The sequence below is a fragment of the Algibacter sp. genome, assembly GCF_039977455.1.
Lineage (GTDB): Bacteria > Bacteroidota > Bacteroidia > Flavobacteriales > Flavobacteriaceae > Algibacter_B.
Map to the genome: position 1 here is coordinate 1 of NZ_JBDWDG010000029.1, position 19,533 is coordinate 19,533.

A 19,533-nucleotide genomic window follows, 5' to 3' on the forward strand; every position below is an offset into this window, starting at 1 on the left:
TACTTTCTATGTTATCCTTAAAATTCGGAGCAATAATAGCAACTATTACCGCTTTAATTTTTGTTATAACATACCATTTCTTAAGCAAAAAAAAGTTACGGATTTTTCAATCTGTTTTTATTTTAACAGCAGCAATTGCCATTTCATTTGGTGTCAAATTCTTTTACCAAAGTATTTTACAACCACACCAGCAGGACCGAATAAGTCTATGGTTACGCTTAGAAAAAGACCCAAAAAAGCTAGAACAAATGAAACGCACCTTTGCCTATAACCTTAACGAGTCTGAAAAAGCAATTAGCTCTGGAGGTCTTACCGGAAGAGGTTTTATGGAAGGCACACGAACCACTGGTAAATTTGTACCCGAACAACATACCGATTATATTTTTAGTACAGTAGGCGAAGAATGGGGATTTCTTGGCAGTGCTATGGTTGTAATTTTATTTGTTTTACTCCTACTCCGTATTTTACATTTAGCAGAGTTACAAAAATCGCAATTTAGTAGAGTTTATGGTTACGGTGTAGCCTCTATCATATTTATACATTTCTTTATTAATATTGGTATGGTTATGGGTCTAATCCCTACCATTGGAATTCCATTACCTATGTTTAGCTATGGTGGTTCTGGACTATGGGCATTTACAATTCTTATTTTTATATTCGTAAAACTAGATTCCAACAAAATAAACGAATGGTAGTCGATAATCGGCATTTAATTATTTTACTCCGATGGTAAAAACCAGTTATTTAATAATATCTTGATTTCATGTTAAAAATAGTCAGAACTCTTATTGTATGCTTAGTTATAGCTAGCTGTTCTAGCTCAAAAAACACTTTGAGAAAATCGTTTTCTTTGGATGAAACCACATTAATCATGAACGCTGATAGTATAAAACCTATGCGCGTTTTCAAGATAAATAATACCAAAGATTCTTTACTATTAAGAATGAAAAGCGCCTATATAAAACCAAATCCTAAGAACCCGGTTTTAAGAACTTTTGTTAATCGTCTTTATGCTACCGTAAGGGACAGCTTATCTTTAGGCGTAGGTATTGCCGCACCACAAGTTGGTATTTTAAAAAATATAATTTGGGTTCAACGTTTTGATAAAGAAAATTTCCCTTTTGAGGTATATTTAAACCCACAAATTATATCATATTCCGAAAAAAAACAAACAGTAAAAGAAGGCTGTTTATCCATTCCGAATAGATCAGAAACTCTTGACAGTCGTTCGTTTTCTATAACTATAGAGTACGATACCATGAATTCGGAACATAAAACAGAAAACGTAAGTGGTTTTACATCGGTTGTTTTTCAACATGAAATAGATCATTTAAATGGCATCTTATATCTCGATCATTTAAAAAAGGACCTAAAAAATACTAAACCTTAACCTTCAATAGCAAATCCGTTTTTTTATTAAACCATCAACGAAAAAATTATTCAATATATTTGTTATTGAAAGTAATAGAAACCCAAATTTAACCTAATCCTTTTAAAATGAAAAAATACTTAATAATTTTAGTAATTACTTTAACCTGTGCCTCCTTTGTTAATGCTCAAAAAATTGATACTGAAAAAGTTTTTGGAGGTTACAAATACACCTATAATAATGAACTTATATCTATTGGTGATTTAGCATCTATAATTGAATCTAATACAGATGCCTATAAATTAATAAAAACGGGAAGAACTAATCGCAGCATATCTGGTGTATTAGGTTTTGTTGGCGGTGGCTTAATTGGATGGCCTTTAGGAAATGCTTTAGGTGGTGGTGAAGTAAACTGGACATTGGCAGGTATTGGCGCTGGACTAGTAATAGTAGCGATACCAATTTCCTCAAGTTCAAATAAAAAAATTAACCAAGCGGTAGAACTTTACAATGCTTCAATAAACACAACATCCTACACAACTTTTAAACCTGAGTTTAAAATTATATCAAATGGTAGGGGCTTTGGCTTAGCTATGAATTTTTAAAAACGCGTATTACTTTTTTAATTCCAGCTTTTCGGCAAAATAGTCGCAAAAATCTTTCATTGTAGCGCTCATCTTATCATCTTGAGTTGCTCTATAAAAAGTATCACTCATAGCTACTAAAGTTTGATGAAAGAACACCTTCATCTCATCAACAGGCATATCTTTAGTCCATAAATCTATACGCATAGCCTCCTTAGCTTTAGCATCCCAAACGGCAAGCATCATAGCCTTAGCCTCGGCATTAGACACACCGCCATCTTGGGCTGTCCAATGTAATTTTTCAGGCACCCTGTTTTCATCTAATTCAACATTTAATTCTATTTTCGAGGTAGTTGTATTTGCCATTACTTACGTGGTTTAAACTTTGAGTTATTAAAAATATCTTCGGTACTTTTTATTAACATGTCTTTTAAAGACACATTGTTTTGTTTCATATATGCCCTAACAATTTGCCAGCCTATATACTGCCCTAAACGTCCAGGGGAATCCCCATCAATTTCTTCCAAATAAAACTTAGAAAATGGCGCAGGGTTAATAAATCTTCTAGGTAGTTTGGCATCTGTACTAAATAATAATTCGCGACTTACAAAAAACCTCCAAATATAACTTTCATTAGCTATAGCCCAATCTATATCTTCTTGGGTATAACCAATACGTTGGGCCTCTGTTTTAAAGGGCAACATAACATCTTTGAAATATAAAAGTTTACCAAAGTATATCATTTCGTCCAATAAAGTTTTTCGTTTTGGGTGGTATGTATATTTTTCGGCATAGGCATTTGCAAGATCTACTACCAGATGACTTTTATTAAAATTAGCTTTTAAATAATTAGCTATACCGCCATAAAATTCATGGTTACTACCTAGGTATGTATCTAACGCGATAACAGCAATCGTATCTGTAACAATTACGGGAGTTCTATAATCTACGTCATTTGTTATTGTAATTATTCTAGGTGGATTAAATTCTGGATAGTAATATTTTAAATGATTAAAAAAGGATTCAATTTCTAATTCTGTACTCTCAAAATCAGCAAAGGCTTTATCAACTTCATTAAATAACTGCACTTGCAATGTATCTGATTTTTTTGCCAACCAAAACGAATCTGTATACTTTTCAGAAAACATAAAAGGGTAAGCCGCTTTTAAACTAGATAACTTGCCTGAATTTACCTGAGCAAATAATCTATCGAACCGTTCAATTTTAACATCGGTATCTATCTTAGCAATCTCAGTTTCAAGGGCATTTTCTTTTTTACAAGAAACAACCATCAAGATTACAGATAAAAATAAAATTATAGATCTCATAGAAAACTTAAACGCCTTAAATTTTTATAAATTGAACGTTTGGGCTATTTTTGTTTGCAAAGGTACTGTTATACCTATTAAGTTTCAAAATAACACATGTAATTATGCTTCTTTTTTACGCGTATTTCAATTTAAAAAAGAATTGTAATTAATACTTTGCCAATATTTTCTTATTCTACTTAAGAAAAAATAAGTCAAATTAATAGTAGGTTATTTTAAAATTTAATTGCTATTATTACATTTAAATTCATTTAATATGCAAACAGAAAAAGTTGAAAATCATATTGTAAATTGGTTAAAAGATTATGCCACTAAAGCTGGTGTAAATGGTTTTGTAGTTGGAGTTTCTGGTGGAATTGATTCTGCTGTAACCTCAACGTTATGTGCAAAAACTGGACTTAATGTTTTATGTGTGGAAATGCCTATACACCAAGCAGAAAGCCATGTAAGTCGTGCTAATGAGCACATTGCACATCTTAAAAACCGATTTGACAATGTTGATGCCACTCGTGCCGACTTAACGCCTGTTTTTGAAGAGTTTAAAACCGAAGTATTTATGGAAGGCAAACAAGCCACCATCGACATGGCTTTAGCCAATACACGTGCTAGATTACGAATGACGACATTGTATTACTACGCTGGTCTTTACGGATTACTCGTTGCCGGAACAGGTAACAAAGTAGAAGATTTTGGTGTTGGTTTTTACACAAAATATGGGGATGGTGGAGTCGATTTAAGCCCTATTGCCGATTTAATGAAATCTGAAGTTTACAAGTTAGGTGAATATTTAGACGTGCCAGAATCAATTATGAAAGCCTCTCCTAGCGATGGTTTATTTGGCGATGCTAGAAGTGATGAAGACCAAATAGGCGCATCTTACCCAGAGCTAGAATGGGCTATGAAAATGGATAACGATGGCAAAACAGCTAATGATTTTAATGGTCGAGAACAAGAGGTATTTAATATTTATAAACGATATAATAACAACAATAAACATAAGATGGTTCCTATTCCAATATGCGAAATTCCCCATAAATTGTTGTAATTTTTGCAGATTATTTAAAAAAGTATTACATTTACGACAGCTTATATCTCTCAACATAACTTTCTCTCAATTAGTTAATTAAAAAATAAGCTGTACAATTATGATAAAATTATTAATAGCAGACAACCACCCAATTACGAGAAAGGGACTTGAAGTCCTATTCTCTGCGTCCTCCAACATAAAAATTGTTGGCAGTGTAGATGATGGCGAAGCCATCTTAGACTTTGTAAAGAAAAATCCAGTAGACATTATTTTAACCGAAACAGATTTTCCGAAATTAAACGGATTAACAGTATTACGTTATTTAAAAAATGATTTCCCGGATATTAAAACCATTATTCTTAGTTCACAACCAGAAGAAGTTTATGCCATAAACGCCGTTAAAGCAGGCGCTGCAGGTTACATAAACAAATCTGAAAATGTGATTACTATTAATGAAGCCATTTTAAAAGTTCATGAAGGTGGCATTCATTTAAGTAACGATTTAACGCAACAACTTGCGTTTGGAACTCGAGTTAATAAAGGCGGTAATTTTTACAAAAAACTTTCTACAAGAGAATCAGAAGTATTAAAGCTTCTTACCATAGGAAGAAAGAATAAAGAAATTTCTAAGGAGTTAGATATTAACGAAAAAACAGTTAGTACTTACAAAGCTAGGTTAATGAGAAAACTTAAAGTTACTAATTTAGTTGATTTAGTAAATCAAGCTAAACTTAGTCAACAAGTATAGTAAGTATTTATTACAAAACTCTGTTTAGTTTTCTAGACAGTAACATTTTTAGACCCGAATAGTCTTTTACTTCTTCAAGTATATTTCTATTCGAGTCTATTTTGTTATGTAGTGTTTCTTGTTGAAACTCCTTTACTTTTAAATCTATTAAAAAGCATCGTAAACTCAATATGGTTTCGCTAACCAATTGGGCAACACTATTCATTTTTTGTTTTGGAAAAATATTCATCCTATTCCAGTCATCCAAAGCATAACGCTCGTCATCCATTAAAATAGTTGTAATTTCATTCGCCATATTTTGGTCTACAGAATTTACAAATGTTTTTAATTCAAAATTTTTATCTTGATTTAAACGGTCTATAATAGTATAGTAAAGCGTCTTAAAATGAGCGTTGGTAAACTGCATTTCATCTTCTTGAAGATCTAGAAATATTTTCTCGAAAACTTTAGCCTGTTGAATTATAGGTTCTAAAATCAATTCGCCCTTTTCATTTTCCTTTAATACTAAATCTTCAAAATCTTCGGTTTTATTTCCATAGAGCAATAATATTTCTATTATTTTTCGTTCTAATAGATATTGCACATCAACCTTTTCAACTGGTTGTTGTTGATGCTTAATAACCTCAAAAGCTTGGTGATCTGGAGCTCCTTTTTTATGTTCTTCTTGGGCCTCCTTTTTATCCATCTGGGCCAACGTACTAAAAAGCACCTCTTCGCTCAAATCCATAATTCTAGCACATTCCTGAATATAAATTTCTTTTTTTATACGATCTGGAATCTTAGCAATACTATTAACAATATCTCTTACGGTATCGGCTTTTTTAATAGGGTCGTTTTTTGAATCTTCAAACAAAATCGAGGCCTTAAATTGAATAAAATCTTTAGCATTTTCATTTAAATACAATGAAAGCTCCTCTAAGGTATTTTGTTTTGCAAAACTATCTGGATCTTCACCTTCTGGAAATGTACAAACCTTAACATTCATACCTTGTTCCAGAATTAAGTCTATACCTCTTAGTGAAGCTCGCATTCCTGCCGCATCACCATCAAAAAGGACAGTTATATTTTTTGTAAGCCTGTTTATTAACCTTATTTGTTCGGAAGTTAATGCAGTACCAGATGAAGACACCACATTGTGAATTCCGGTTTGATGAAATTGAATGACATCGGTATAACCCTCAACCAAATAACAATTATCTTCTTTAGCAATACTTTGTTTAGCATGGTAAATACCATAAAGCACTTTACTTTTATGGTAAATATCACTCTCAGGAGAGTTCACATATTTTGCAGCCTTTTTATCGGCAATTAAAATACGGCCACCATAACCTAAAACACGACCACTCATACTTTTAATAGGAAACATAACTCGGCCCTTAAACCTATCGAAACGCTTATCCTCCTTTACAATAGTAAGTCCCGTTTTTGCTAAATAATCTATGTTATAACCCTGCTTTAAGGCTTCGTCTGTAAAAGCTTGCCATTCGTTAAGGGAATACCCTAAATCGAATTTTTTTATGGTTTCTTCAGTAAAACCACGTTCTTTAAAATAACTTAAACCTATAGATCGCCCTTGATCGGTTTTATGTAATACTTTTTGAAAATAAGTATTTGCAAATTCACTTACTAGATAAAGACTTTCTCGTTCGTTTGCTTTTTCCTTCTGCTCATTTGATTGTTCGGTTTCTTCTAGTTCAATATTGTACTTTTTAGCTAGATACCGAATAGCTTCAGGATAAGTAAAATGCTCGTGTTCCATTAAAAAAGACACGGAAGTCCCGCCTTTACCGGTAGAGAAATCTTTCCAAATTTGCTTTACCGGCGACACCATAAAACTTGGTGAACGCTCATCGCTAAAAGGACTTAATCCTTTAAAATTACTACCCGCTTTTTTTAGCTGAACAAAATCACCAATAACCTCCTCTACTCGGGCGGTTTCAAATACTTGGTCGATGGAAGATGGTGATATCAAAAGATTGTGTTTTTAGTGCATACAAAAGTAACACAAAATAATGCATTTTTGAAGTTATGCTTCTTAAGTAATTATTAAAAAGGTCTTTTAAATACTTTTATTCTCAACGAGAATATTCTTTTAAATAGTATTATAAAAGTCAATAAGAACAAACAAAGATTTAAAATATAAAAATAATTAAAGCACCTATTATTATTAAGGTTTCAGCTCATTACTATATTGTTAAAAAACACTTCACTTAACATATTAATAATAAATAAATCATAATTTCTTCACCCGAAAAAAGCATAATTGAAATTATTTTCAACAATAATTATAAATCACCAATTTATTTTCAAACAACCTCATAATTTTTTAAATATTATATAAAATATTATTACATTTAAGAAAACGTAAAACTATGGCCAAAACCGATTTATTTTCTTCATACGACTTACTTCCTAAAACATGGGATGAAATGTATAACAATAGCTCTGTGTTTAGAACGCAATACGAAGAATTTATAAGGTACCTAGAAAATACCTCATCTGAAAAACTCACAAAGAAGGAAGACCTTTCCAAACAACTTTTTATGAGTCAAGGTGTTACCTTTACAGTCTACAATGATAATGAAGGTATAGAAAAAATATTTCCTTTTGATATTGTTCCCAGAATTATAACCTCTAGCGAATGGAAAAAAATTGAATCTGGTATAAAGCAGCGCCTTAAAGCCTTAAATTTATTTATAAAAGACATTTATAATGAGCAATTTATTATAAAGGACGGCATTATACCTGGGGAGTTAATTTACTCTTGCCCTAATTTTTTACGTGAAATGAAAGGCGTAAAAGTGCCTCACGATATTTATGTGCATATATCTGGAGTAGATTTAATTAGAAATAACGATGGAGAATTTTACGTTCTTGAAGACAATTTAAGAACACCATCGGGCGTAAGTTATATGTTAGAAAACAGAGAAATATCTAAACGCTTGTTCCCTGGAATTTTACCTAAAAGTAATGTAAGATCTGTTTCTAACTACCCTAATTTATTATATAAAAAGCTTAAAGAACTTTCTAACAAATCAGAGCCTAACATTGTATTGTTAACTCCAGGGATTTATAATTCGGCTTATTATGAGCATACTACTTTAGCTAGATTAATGGGAATTGAATTGGTTGAAGGTAGCGACTTGGTTGTAAAAGATCATTTTGTTTACATGAAAACCACTAATGGACTTAAACAAGTGGATGTTATTTATAGACGTGTTGATGATGACTTTTTAGACCCATTAGAATTTAACGAAAAAAGTGTTTTAGGAGTTGCAGGCATTATGGCTGCTTACAGAAAAGGTCATGTAAATATTGTTAATGCACCAGGAACAGGTATTGCCGATGATAAAGCGATTTACATATATGTGCCCGACATGATAAAATACTATCTAGGAGAAGAACCTATCTTGAAAAATATAGAAACCTACCAATTAGGCAGACCAGATGAGCTTGACTATGTAACAAAAAACATAAAAGAAATGGTTATTAAAAAGACTGATGGTAGCGGAGGTTACGGTATGCTTATGGGACATGAAGCTTCTAAAGATGAAATAGAAGACTATCTAGAAAACGTAAAGAAAAAACCTGAAAATTTTATTGCACAACCTATTTTACGACTATCAACAGCGCCTTGCTATATTGATGGTAAATTATCACCACGCTGCATCGATTTAAGACCATTTGCCTTAACTGGAAGAGATGGCATTGATATTTGCCCTGGCGGACTAACTAGAGTAGCCCTTAAGAAGGGATCCTTAGTAGTTAATAGCTCGCAAGGCGGGGGAAGTAAAGACACATGGGTAATAGAATAATTCTTATTAAAAAAACTAATATATGTTAAGTAGAGTAGCAAATAATCTTATTTGGTTAGACAGATACATGGAACGAGGAAACGGTATTTTAAGTTTACTAAAAGTAAACTATTACGCCAACCAGGACTCTCCAGAGTTATTTTCTTGGACTCCAATAATGGAAACATTTACAAATTATGACAATGACTTTTACACAGAAGACTCTTTGGAGTGCATTAAATTTATGGTGCTAAACACAGAAAATTCTAATTCTATTTTAAATATTGTAACCAAAGCTAGAGAAAATGCAAGAAGTGTCCAAGAGCATATATCTAGAGAACTTTGGTTATGTATAAATAACTATTACCTCTATCTTACCAAAAGCGATTTACCAAAAAAACTAGAAGAAGATCCTGTTCAGTTTTTAGAAGATTTAAGAAATTATCACCTTGTATATTATGGCACCTGCGATATTACTCAAGAGCGTGGTTCTTCATATTATTTTATGAATGTTGGCAAATATTTAGAGCGCGTAATCCTTATATCGGATTTTACATCGCTTAAACTTATGGATATTAGTAACACAACAGATAATCTAGAAAAAAGTTTCTACTGGAAAAACCTACTCCTTTCCATAGGAGGATATCAATTGTACCTAAAAACACATAAATCAACCTTTAATGAAGAACACGTTATAAGTATGGTTTTTCAGGACAAGTTATTCCCTAGATCGGTGTACTATTGCATAAACAAACTTAATAAACACATCAACCAATTAATTGAATGCAAAGAGCTAGAAAAAAACAAAATAGAATTTTTACTAGGAAAACTTGAAAGCACAATTAAATATACTACTATTGAAAACATTAATAATCAAGGATTAACTAATTTCATAAGTGATATTAAAGAAGATATTAGAAATATTTCTTTAAATATTAATGCTGTTTATTTTTCTCACAATAATTGATCCCTTTACCTTATGGCCACATTTTATATTAAACATATTACTAAATACAAGTATAGCAGCCCTGTAATTGATGGTGCTACACTTTTACGATTACACCCAATAAATGATGAATACCAAAAGGTTGAATCACATTTAATATCTGTTACTCACAACCCGTACATTGAAACCTTTATTGATTTCTTTAATAATCGCGTTGGAACTTTTATGGTTACTAAACCGCATAGAGAATTAAGTATCATATCGGATATTGAAGTTCATACAACCGAAAGAATTTTTCCTGAGGATAGCGCAGATATCGCATCACAATGGAAAGAATTAAACCGTATAAAAAACACGATCGAATTTATTGATTACACAAAATGCAAAGCTTTTAGTGGGAGTCAAGATATTAAAGATATCATTTTAGACAAAATGCTTAAAACAAAATCGCCATTTAAAGCGGTACTTGAGTTATGCGAATATGTACATGATAATTTTGAATACAAACCTGGCATAACCAATGTAAACACTCCTTTAGAAGAAGCGTGGAAACTACAAGCTGGTGTATGTCAAGATTTTACCAATGTACTCTTAAAAATGGTAAAAATGTTAGGTATACCTGCACGCTATGTAAGCGGTTATATTTGTCCTAACAATACAATGACTAGAGGAGCAGGTGCTACCCATGCCTGGGTTGAAGTTTACATACCGTTTTATGGATGGTTAGGCATAGACCCTACAAATAACGCCATAGCCAACCAAAACCACGTAAGGATTGCTGTAGGTAGGTATTATAGTGATTGTTCTCCTGTAAAAGGGGTTTATAAAGGTAATGTTGAAGCAGAATTGGAAGTAAGCGTAGAGGTTAAAACTAATAAGGATGCCATTATAGACATTCCTGTTTTTAACACTTCGACAACCAATAATAGTTACCAACGAAATTTAGAAGTCATGCAACAAGGACAGCAGCAGCAATAGATTACTTTTTTCTATCAATAACATAATTCACCATAAGTTTAAGTGAACTTTTATAATCGGAATCAGGAAAACCTTCAAGTAATTGAAGTGCGTCTACTTGAAAAGACTTCATTTTAGTTATGGCATAATCTAGACCACCATTTTCTTTTACAAAAGCGATAATTTCTTTAACGCGTTTGGCATCTTTATTATGGTTTTTAACTGAATTGATTAGCCACTTTTTGTCTTTTTTCGAGGCCTTATTTAAAACATAAATTAAAGGCAATGTCATTTTTTGCTCTTTAATATCGATTCCTGTTGGTTTTCCTATTTGCGTATCACCATAATCAAACAAATCATCTTTTATTTGAAAGGCCATACCAATTAATTCGCCAAACTTCCGCATGCGTTCTACATAATCAGACTCCGGCTTTACAGAAGCAGCACCCAAACTACAACAGGCCGCTATTAAGGTTGCCGTTTTTTGACGAATAATTTCGTAATATATAGCTTCGGTTATATCTAATTTTCTGGCTTTTTCTATTTGAAGTAATTCGCCTTCACTCATTTCTCGCACAGCTATAGAGATGATTTTAAGTAAATCAAAATCGTTATTATCAATTGACAACAACAAGCCTTTAGAAAGAAGGAAATCACCTATTAAAACAGCTATTTTATTTTTCCAAAGCGCATTTACTGAGAAAAATCCACGCCTACGATTACTATCATCAACCACATCATCATGCACTAAAGTAGCCGTATGTATTAACTCGATAACCGATGCGCCCCTATAAGTACGCTCACTAACCTCACCATTAGACACCATTTTAGCCACCAAAAACACAAACATTGGTCGCATTTGTTTTCCTTTACGGTTAACAATATAGTGTGTAATTCTATTTAACAAAGCCACCTTACTAGACATAGAAAGCTGAAACTTTTGCTCGAAAAGATCCATTTCATAGGCTATAGGCTGCTTAATCTGTTCTACTACTTTCAAATATAATTATGGTTTTAGCAAATCTAATAATAATGCTATAATCTTGAAATACCTCAATGCAACAAAAATAAATGTTATTAATTGATAACCCGGTTAAAAGTTACTTTTTAACATAGCAATTTAAACAACTGAATTTTAAGATTTATTGGCTAATTGCCCACAAGCTGCATCAATATCTTTACCTCGGCTTCGTCGTACTGTTACCGTTATGTGGTTACTTTCCAAAACCTCGACATACATATCTATAGCTTTTGATTGTGCTTGTTGAAACTCGCCATCATCAATAGGGTTATATTCGATAATATTTACTTTACTAGGTGCGAATTTGCAAAATTCAACTAAAGCATCAACATCTTTTCTTTTGTCGTTTATACCATCCCAAACCACGTACTCGTAAGTAATTCTGTTTTTGGTTTTAGCATACCAATATTGCAATGCTTCCCTTAAATCGTTAAGCGGAAAAGTAGCATTGAATGGCATAATAGACGTTCTAACCTCATCTATAGCAGAATGAAGCGATACGGCTAGTTTAAACTTAACGTCATCATCGGCCATTTTTTTAATCATTTTTGGCACACCCGATGTTGACACTACTATTCGCTTTGGTGACATCCCTAAACCTTCTGGCGAGGTTATTTTATCGATTGCTTTTATAACATTATTATAATTCATGAGCGGCTCACCCATACCCATAAACACAATATTACTTAAAGGCCGATTATGATATAAACGACTCTCGTTATCGATGGCTACCACTTGGTCGTAAATCTCGTCTGGATTAAGATTACGCATGCGTTTTAAACGTGCAGTTGCACAAAACTTACAATCTAAACTACAACCTACCTGACTTGATACACAGGCTGTTGTTCTTGTTTTTGTTGGAATTAAAACAGACTCCACTATTAAATCGTCATGCAGGCGAACAGCATTTTTTATGGTACCATCAGAGCTACGCTGCATCTGGTCCACTTTAATGTGGTTTATTACAAAATTATCTTCAAGCATTTGACGGGTTTCTTTCGAAACATTCGTCATATCTTCAAATTGGTGTGCGCCTTTTTGCCACAACCACTCGTACACCTGATTGCCTCTAAAGGCTTTATCGCCATTTTTCACAAAAAAATCTCTAAGTTGCTCTTTTGTTAATGCGCGTATGTCTTTTTTCTTGATTTCCATTTGAATGCAAAAATAAGGAAAAAACCCCTCTGCCTGTCGGCATCTCCTCTTAAAAAAAGGAAGGCGTTGTTTAAATTGATATTATGTGCTTAAATTAAAGTTCTACTTTGGATTAAGGGTTGAGGCATTTGTTAAAGCTCTTTTATGGTGTTACACTCCTGTACGTCAACAGGCAGGTATGCAACCCAAAAAAGCGAGTGCTGAAATATTTATATTCCTGAATTATTTAATTTACATTAAAAATCAACGAATAAAGCCTGACCCTTGGGTAATGCCAAAATTATTTTTAAAAGTAAAAGCCCCTTAGAAAAGAGGCTTTTTGGTATATTTTTATATGCTAAAATTAAATGATTAACATAGCATCTCCGTAGCTATAGAAGTTGTATCCTTCTTTTATTGCCTCATCGTACGCACGTTTAACGAAATCATGACCTGCAAATGCTGAAACCATCATTAACAAGGTTGATTTTGGCGTATGGAAGTTCGTTATCATAGCATTTGGTATACTAAAATCGTATGGAGGAAAAATAAATTTATTTGTCCAACCATCAAATTCGTTTAGCTCGCCATTTGTAGATACGGCACTTTCTACCGCGCGAACTGCTGTAGTACCTACGGCACATATACGGCGTTTTTCCTTTAAACCTCTATTTACGGTTTTTACCGCTTCTGCTCCAATTTTAAGCTCTTCGCTATCCATTTTATGCTTAGATAAATCTTCTACTTCAACCGGATTAAAGGTTCCTAAACCAACGTGTAATGTTACTTCGGCAAAATTAACACCTTTAATTTCTAGACGTTTTAATAGGTGTCTTGAAAAGTGAAGACCAGCTGTTGGTGCTGCTACTGCACCTTCGTTTTTAGCAAAAATGGTTTGGTAACGTGCCTCATCTTCTGGTTCTACATCTCTTTTTATGTACTTAGGAAGTGGTGTCTCGCCTAATTCGTTTAATTTAATACGGAATTCTCTATAAGACCCATCGTATAGGAAACGTAATGTACGTCCTCTTGATGTTGTATTATCTATAACCTCTGCTACTAAAGTATCGTCATCACCAAAATAAAGTTTGTTACCAATTCTTATTTTACGTGCCGGGTCAACTAAAACATCCCAAAGGCGTTGCTCTTCGTTTAATTCTCTTAATAAAAACACCTCTATTCTTGCTCCTGTTTTTTCTTTGTTACCAAAAAGTCTTGCAGGAAACACTTTAGTGTTGTTTAAAATTAAGACATCGTCTTCATCAAAATAGTCAATAACATCTTTAAACATTTTATGTTCAATAGTCTGTTCTTTTCTATTTAGTACCATTAAACGTGATTCGTCTCTGTTTTCTGCAGGATACTCAGCTAGTCGTTCTTCTGGTAATTCGAAACCGAAGTGTGATAATTTCATGTTTTAGTTTTTATTAATTTTTAGAAAGCGCAAATATACAATCTGAACATAGGGGTTGTCAAGTAAATGACTGTTTATTATTTAGATAAATTAAATCCTATGGATTCTAAATCGTTCCAAAAGCTTGGATATGATTTTGAAACCACCATAGCATCTTCTATTATTATTGGTGTTTTTAGTGCTAAAGGCGCAAATGCCATTGCCATTCTGTGATCGTTATATGTAGCAATAGCTACCATAGAATTTATAGTGTTGGATGCCGACAGATGTAATGACTTATCTGTAATGCTTACTTCGCCGCCTAATTTTTCAATTTCGGTTTTTAATGCTACTAGCCTATCTGTTTCTTTAATTTTAAGGGTATGCAGACCTATTAAATCGCATGGCATACCTAAAGCGAAACAGGTAACCGCTATAGTTTGGGCGATATCTGGTGCATTTTTTAAATCTAAAGTAAGTGGTTCTATATTTGAACTTTCTTTTTTTAGTGTTACTGAATTTCCTTTAAACACGGTTGATACTCCAAAGTGTTTATAAATTTCCACTAAAGCCGAATCGCCTTGTAAAGAATTTGATTTATACGATGATAGTGTAATTTCTGTACCCACATCGCTTAAAGCAGCAATACTAAAATAATATGACGCTGATGACCAATCGGACTCTACGGTAAGCGTTTTAGGTGCTAACTTTTTAGTGTTTGGTTTTACGGTTATAATATTCCCTGTAAATGATGACTCTACGCCTATCTCGTCTAACAGGCTTAAAGTCATGTTAATATATGGAATGGATGTGATTTCGCCTTCTAAAGTTAATTCTAATCCGTTTTCTAGCTTTGAAGCTATAAGTAGTAATGCTGAAATATACTGACTACTTACATTGGCTTTTAAGGACACTTTGTTTTTTGTAAGCTTAGATCCTTTAATTTTTATTGGCGGATAGCCTTCATTTTCTTCATAACTAATTTCGGCTCCCAATTCTTGTAAGGCTTCAACCAATATTTTTATTGGGCGTTCCTTCATCCTTTTTGATCCGGTTAAAACCGTTCCCCGTCCCTCTTGAATAGAAAAATAAGCAGTTAAAAAGCGCATTGCTGTTCCTGCATGATGAATATCTACAACTTCTGATTGTGAACTTAATGCATTGGTCATTAAATTACTATCATCAGAGTTCGAAACATTTTCAAGTTTAAACTCAGGATATAAAGCTTGAAGTAACAATAACCTGTTAGATTCACTTTTTGAACCTGTTATTTGAACAGAAGATTGTTTAGCTATTTTAGATTTTTGAAGTGTAAAGTGCATATTCTTAAAATTCAAATTTAAAAGAAGTCGCAAATTTACTCCATAATGGAGATTAATGCTAGGTAAATTAGTCTTTTTTTCTAGGATTCGCCTAAAGTTTAAGCACCTAACATTCTAAAATAGTTATTTTAATTTTTCGTTATTATGGTGTCTGTCGTGGTCGCGTTTTCCTTTCATATCCATTCTTTTATCAAAAGCACTTTGTAAATCGACTCCAGTTTGATTAGCTAAACATAACACGACAAACATAACATCGGCAAGTTCTTCCCCTAAATCCTTGTCTTTATCGCTTTCTTTTTCGCTTTGTTCGCCATAGCGTCTAGCAATAATTCGTGCCACCTCACCTACTTCTTCTGTAAGTTGCGCCATATTTGTAAGTTCATTGAAATAGCGAACGCCATGTTCCTTTATCCAATCATCTACTTCTTTTTGTGCGTTTTGTATGTTCATTATACTTTTTTTTAAGGTTTAAAGTTATTAAAATTATCAAGCATGGTGCAGCAATATATTTAAATTCACTAGAAAGAACCGCCAACCCCCTCGAAGAAATAAAATTTTCAATGCCAAGTGGAGACACTAGTATGTCTCTAAACTGAAAAAAGTACCTGTCATTATTAAAAGGAATAAAAAAACCTACACCTTTTCCGCCCGACGTCATAGCATCGAAAATACCGTGAGATAATGTGGAAAGAAAAATAACAAAAAACCAAATGAACTTATGTTTTCTGCCTAAAGTTAACATTAATAATATGGCCCAAAGTATAGCAAACAAAATGGAATGTGTAAATCCGCGATGCCCTAAAGGGTGTTGATAAACGATACCTAGTTTAAAAGTAACAACATCAAAATCTGGTAAAATGGTAGAAAATATAGCCGCTAAAAGCAACCATTTTAGGTTTTTATTATCAACTACTTTCGTTATTGTAAAACCAACTATACCATGACCGAATATGGATGCCATTATTCTTTATTTTTGGAATCTATTATAATCGTTACCGGACCATCATTTAGCAATTCAACCTTCATATCTGCACCAAACTGCCCTGTTTGAACCGATTTACCCAAATCTAATTCTAATTGGGTTACAAAATCCTGATAAAGCGGAATAGCCACATCTGGTTTTGCTGCTTTAATATAACTAGGTCGATTGCCTTTTTTGGTTGCAGCATGCAGAGTAAACTGGCTAACAACAATAACATCGCCGTTGGTATCTTTTAATGAGGTATTCATAACACCATTTTCATCACCAAATATTCTTAGGTTTATTATTTTATTGGAGAGCCATTTAATATCTTCTTGAGTATCTTCATTTACAATACCAAGCAATATTAAAAGTCCATTTTTTATTGAAGCTACTTTTTCGCCGTCAATGGTTACACTTGCTTTAGTCACTCTTTGTATAACTACTTTCATAAGCTCTTAAATCACTAAGAAAATCTTTTGATTCTTTTTTTATTTTTACTCTAATTTTTGTCACACTAAGGCTTTAAGGCGCAAAGTTTTTAATACTAAAACTGATTGTTGAGATTACCAAAATGAAGACTACTTACTGCCAACTACTTTACTGATTATCCCAAATATCAGTTCTATAATGTTCATCTTCCCCTTCTAAAATTTGCACGTAACTTCGGTAGCGCGAATGTGCAATTTCATCATTCTCCAAAGCTTCCTTTACAGCACATTTTGGTTCTTTTAAGTGCAAGCAATTATTAAATTTACAGTCTTGTTTAAGTTTAAATATTTCAGGAAAATAATCGCCTACTTCTTCCCGTTCCATATCAACCACACCAAAACCTTTAATACCTGGCGTGTCAATAATTTTTGCACCAAAACTTAAATCGAACATTTCAGCAAACGTTGTGGTATGCTGCCCTTGGCTATGTTGTGTAGAAATAGCTTTGGTTTTTATATTTAAAGTAGGTTCAATAGTATTAACTAATGTCGATTTTCCTACCCCAGAATGCCCAGAAAACATACTTGTTTTACCTACCATTAAAGATTTTACTTTATCTACATTTTTTCCTGTGGTTGCCGAAACTCCAATACACTCATACCCTATTTGGCGATATTCATGTGCTAAAAAACGAACTTCGTTTAAAGTATCCTCATCGTAAGTATCAATCTTATTAAACAACAAAACGGTTTTAATGGAATACGCTTCGGCTGTTACTAAAAACCTATCGATAAAACTTGTAAGGGTTGGCGGATTATTAATAGTAATCATTAAGAAAACCTGATCTAAATTGGCGGCAATAATATGGGTTTGCTTAGATAAATTAACAGATTTCCTAACTATATAATTAACCCGATCGTGAATATTATGAATAACACCTGTTTCCGTATTATTATCTGTTTCTAATTCAAAATCCACAACATCGCCTACCGCAATTGGGTTCGTGCTTTTAATGCCCTTAATACGGAATTTACCTTTAATTCGGCATTCATAAGTATGGCCCAATTCGGTTTTTACCGTGTACCAACTTCCTGTAGATTTATAAACGTGTCCTGTCATTCATTAGATTATACTACAAAATAACAATTTTTTAATTGATTTACATAAGCCTAAAATTGCTTTTTACTAAACAAAAAAAAATGCCTCACTAAAAGCGAGGCATTTTTTATAGAATTTATTTAACAGATTATCCGTTAATCACTTTTTCTTGATGATTAATAGATTCTTGATGAACCGCTTTAAACATTTTCAAGATAAACTCTTCACTTAAACCATGTTGCTCACCTTCTAAAACCATTTTACCTAATATCTCGTTCCAACGTTTAGATTGTAAAACAGCAACGTTTTTTTGCTTTTTAAGTGCTCCAATACTGTCTGAAGTTTTCATTCTTTTACCTAATAATTCAAGAATTTGATTATCAACAATATCAATTTGAGCTCTTAAATTTTCTAAAGAACTATTGTATTCTGCTTCGGTGTTAGACTCCTTTCTAATTTTTAAATCTTTCATAATCTGAACTAAAGAAGAAGGTGTAACTTGCTGTGCAGCATCACTCCACGCATTCTCAGGATCATAATGTGTTTCAATCATTAAACCATCAAAATTTAAATCTAAAGCCGTTTGCGACACATCAAAAATCATATCTCTTTTTCCTGTAATATGCGACGGATCGTTAATTAATGGAATATCTGGATATTTATTTTGAAACTCAATAGCTAATTGCCATTCTGGAGTATTTCTATATTTAGTTTTTTCGTAAGTAGAAAAACCTCTATGTATTGCACCAATGTTTTTAACACCAGATGCATAAATTCTTTCAATACCACCTAACCATAATGCTAAATCTGGATTTACTGGATTTTTAATTAACACCGGTTTATCCGTTCCTTTTAAAGCATCTGCAATTTCTTGCATGATAAAAGGCGACACTGTAGAACGTGCACCAATCCATAATAAATCAATATCATGCTCTAAAGCCAATTTTACGTGAGCCGCATTAGCAACCTCCGTACAAACTTTCATTCCTGTTTCAGCCTTTACTTTTTGTAACCATTTCAAACCTAAAGCACCAACACCTTCAAACATTCCAGGTCTAGTTCTTGGTTTCCAAATCCCAGCTCTAAAATAGCTTACATCTGTGTCTTTCAATTCGTGAGCAATTTTTAATACTTGCTCTTCTGTTTCTGCGCTACATGGACCTGCAATTACTAACGGATGATCTAAATTTAAATCATCTAACCAGGTTCTCATTTTTTTTGTGTTTTCCATTTTTACTTAATATTTAGCTGCTTAAGCTATTTCATTTACTATTTATTTTTTACTACTTAATTCTCTTTTTCTGGGCGTTACCACAAGGGTCGGGCTTTTCGCTACAAGTCCTCGCTCCCAAAAAGTCGCTGTGGGCTTTCCTCTGCAATCCCTAACGCGGGCACATCCTCAAACCTCACTTCAGTCTT

Annotated in this window: 20 protein-coding genes; 8 read left to right on the top strand and 12 right to left on the bottom strand. The window is 33.0% G+C overall.

The annotated features are described in order from the left end of the window. The 3 genes from rodA to ABJM36_RS13565 form a co-directional block, all read left to right on the top strand. The coding region (rodA, locus tag ABJM36_RS13555; RefSeq protein WP_348452036.1) for a rod shape-determining protein RodA at nucleotides 1–695 on the top strand (695 nt) is incomplete at its 5' end. Nucleotides 696–832: 137 nt separating this feature from the next. Further along, the gene (gene def, locus ABJM36_RS13560) at nucleotides 833–1,390 is read left to right on the top strand and encodes a peptide deformylase (RefSeq protein WP_348452037.1); all 558 of its coding nucleotides are present in this window, start codon (nucleotides 833–835) and stop codon (nucleotides 1,388–1,390) included. Between the two features lie 107 nt (nucleotides 1,391–1,497). Then, entirely contained in the window at nucleotides 1,498–1,974 is a 477-nt protein-coding gene (locus ABJM36_RS13565) for a hypothetical protein (RefSeq protein ID WP_348452038.1), read from the top strand. Between the two features lie 9 nt (nucleotides 1,975–1,983). Here the strand turns inward: ABJM36_RS13565 and gldC are convergent, their stop codons facing one another. Both gldC and gldB read right to left on the bottom strand, forming a co-directional pair. Next, entirely contained in the window at nucleotides 1,984–2,319 is a 336-nt protein-coding gene (gldC, locus tag ABJM36_RS13570; RefSeq protein ID WP_348452039.1) for a gliding motility protein GldC, read from the bottom strand. Beyond that, nucleotides 2,319–3,281, bottom strand: coding sequence for a gliding motility lipoprotein GldB (gldB, locus tag ABJM36_RS13575; RefSeq protein ID WP_348452040.1), 963 nt, complete (start codon nucleotides 3,279–3,281; stop codon nucleotides 2,319–2,321). The genes gldC and gldB overlap by 1 nt, the downstream gene beginning before the upstream one ends. Before the next feature lie 256 nt (nucleotides 3,282–3,537). Here gldB and nadE point away from each other — a divergent pair, with 256 nt between their 5' ends. Together nadE and ABJM36_RS13585 are read left to right on the top strand one after the other, a co-directional pair. Beyond that, nucleotides 3,538–4,326, top strand: a complete 789-nt coding sequence (nadE, locus tag ABJM36_RS13580) for an NAD(+) synthase (RefSeq protein WP_348452041.1) — start codon at nucleotides 3,538–3,540, stop codon at nucleotides 4,324–4,326. A gap of 100 nt (nucleotides 4,327–4,426) precedes the next feature. After that, nucleotides 4,427–5,056: a response regulator transcription factor gene (locus tag ABJM36_RS13585; RefSeq protein WP_348452042.1), complete on the top strand. Its 630-nt coding sequence runs from the start codon at nucleotides 4,427–4,429 to the stop codon at nucleotides 5,054–5,056. A 10-nt stretch (nucleotides 5,057–5,066) separates the two neighbouring features. Here ABJM36_RS13585 and dnaG read toward each other — a convergent pair whose 3' ends face one another. Continuing rightward, nucleotides 5,067–7,028 (bottom strand): DNA primase, encoded by a 1,962-nt coding sequence (dnaG, locus tag ABJM36_RS13590; RefSeq protein WP_348452043.1) that lies wholly within the window; start codon nucleotides 7,026–7,028, stop codon nucleotides 5,067–5,069. A 400-nt stretch (nucleotides 7,029–7,428) separates the two neighbouring features. On the opposite strand from dnaG, the gene ABJM36_RS13595 reads away from it, so the two are divergent. The 3 genes from ABJM36_RS13595 to ABJM36_RS13605 are packed head-to-tail and all read left to right on the top strand — an operon-like array spanning nucleotide 7,429 to nucleotide 10,774. Next, nucleotides 7,429–8,871 carry a circularly permuted type 2 ATP-grasp protein gene (locus ABJM36_RS13595; RefSeq protein ID WP_348452044.1) on the top strand — a complete coding sequence of 481 codons (1,443 nt, stop codon included), beginning with the start codon at nucleotides 7,429–7,431 and terminating at the stop codon, nucleotides 8,869–8,871. Nucleotides 8,872–8,893: 22 nt separating this feature from the next. Next, nucleotides 8,894–9,817, top strand: a complete 924-nt coding sequence (locus ABJM36_RS13600) for an alpha-E domain-containing protein (protein ID WP_348452045.1) — start codon at nucleotides 8,894–8,896, stop codon at nucleotides 9,815–9,817. A gap of 12 nt (nucleotides 9,818–9,829) precedes the next feature. Continuing rightward, the gene (locus ABJM36_RS13605; RefSeq protein ID WP_348452046.1) at nucleotides 9,830–10,774 is read left to right on the top strand and encodes a transglutaminase family protein; all 945 of its coding nucleotides are present in this window, start codon (nucleotides 9,830–9,832) and stop codon (nucleotides 10,772–10,774) included. A gap of 1 nt (nucleotide 10,775) precedes the next feature. Here ABJM36_RS13605 and ABJM36_RS13610 read toward each other — a convergent pair whose 3' ends face one another. The 9 genes from ABJM36_RS13610 to ABJM36_RS13650 form a co-directional block, all read right to left on the bottom strand. Beyond that, on the bottom strand, nucleotides 10,776–11,753 hold the full coding sequence (locus ABJM36_RS13610) for a polyprenyl synthetase family protein (protein WP_348452047.1): 978 nt from the start codon (nucleotides 11,751–11,753) through the stop codon (nucleotides 10,776–10,778). A 135-nt stretch (nucleotides 11,754–11,888) separates the two neighbouring features. Then, nucleotides 11,889–12,929, bottom strand: a complete 1,041-nt coding sequence (gene rlmN, locus ABJM36_RS13615; RefSeq protein WP_348452048.1) for a 23S rRNA (adenine(2503)-C(2))-methyltransferase RlmN — start codon at nucleotides 12,927–12,929, stop codon at nucleotides 11,889–11,891. Between the two features lie 343 nt (nucleotides 12,930–13,272). Beyond that, complete coding sequence (gene queA / locus ABJM36_RS13620; protein ID WP_348452049.1) at nucleotides 13,273–14,322, bottom strand: tRNA preQ1(34) S-adenosylmethionine ribosyltransferase-isomerase QueA; 1,050 nt, start codon at nucleotides 14,320–14,322, stop codon at nucleotides 13,273–13,275. 77 nt (nucleotides 14,323–14,399) lie between these two features. Beyond that, nucleotides 14,400–15,623 carry a 3-phosphoshikimate 1-carboxyvinyltransferase gene (locus tag ABJM36_RS13625; RefSeq protein ID WP_348452050.1) on the bottom strand — a complete coding sequence of 408 codons (1,224 nt, stop codon included), beginning with the start codon at nucleotides 15,621–15,623 and terminating at the stop codon, nucleotides 14,400–14,402. A 123-nt stretch (nucleotides 15,624–15,746) separates the two neighbouring features. Further along, the gene (locus ABJM36_RS13630) at nucleotides 15,747–16,073 is read right to left on the bottom strand and encodes a nucleotide pyrophosphohydrolase (RefSeq protein ID WP_348452051.1); all 327 of its coding nucleotides are present in this window, start codon (nucleotides 16,071–16,073) and stop codon (nucleotides 15,747–15,749) included. After that, on the bottom strand, nucleotides 16,039–16,584 hold the full coding sequence (locus ABJM36_RS13635; protein WP_348452052.1) for a metal-dependent hydrolase: 546 nt from the start codon (nucleotides 16,582–16,584) through the stop codon (nucleotides 16,039–16,041). Before ABJM36_RS13635 ends, ABJM36_RS13630 begins: the two co-directional genes overlap by 35 nt. Beyond that, nucleotides 16,584–17,036, bottom strand: a complete 453-nt coding sequence (gene dtd, locus ABJM36_RS13640) for a D-aminoacyl-tRNA deacylase (protein WP_348452053.1) — start codon at nucleotides 17,034–17,036, stop codon at nucleotides 16,584–16,586. Before dtd ends, ABJM36_RS13635 begins: the two co-directional genes overlap by 1 nt. Before the next feature lie 148 nt (nucleotides 17,037–17,184). Next, on the bottom strand, nucleotides 17,185–18,135 hold the full coding sequence (gene rsgA, locus ABJM36_RS13645; RefSeq protein ID WP_348452054.1) for a ribosome small subunit-dependent GTPase A: 951 nt from the start codon (nucleotides 18,133–18,135) through the stop codon (nucleotides 17,185–17,187). A 127-nt stretch (nucleotides 18,136–18,262) separates the two neighbouring features. Beyond that, on the bottom strand, nucleotides 18,263–19,345 hold the full coding sequence (locus tag ABJM36_RS13650; RefSeq protein WP_348452055.1) for a bifunctional 3-deoxy-7-phosphoheptulonate synthase/chorismate mutase type II: 1,083 nt from the start codon (nucleotides 19,343–19,345) through the stop codon (nucleotides 18,263–18,265). Nucleotides 19,346–19,533: the final 188 nt, after the last annotated feature.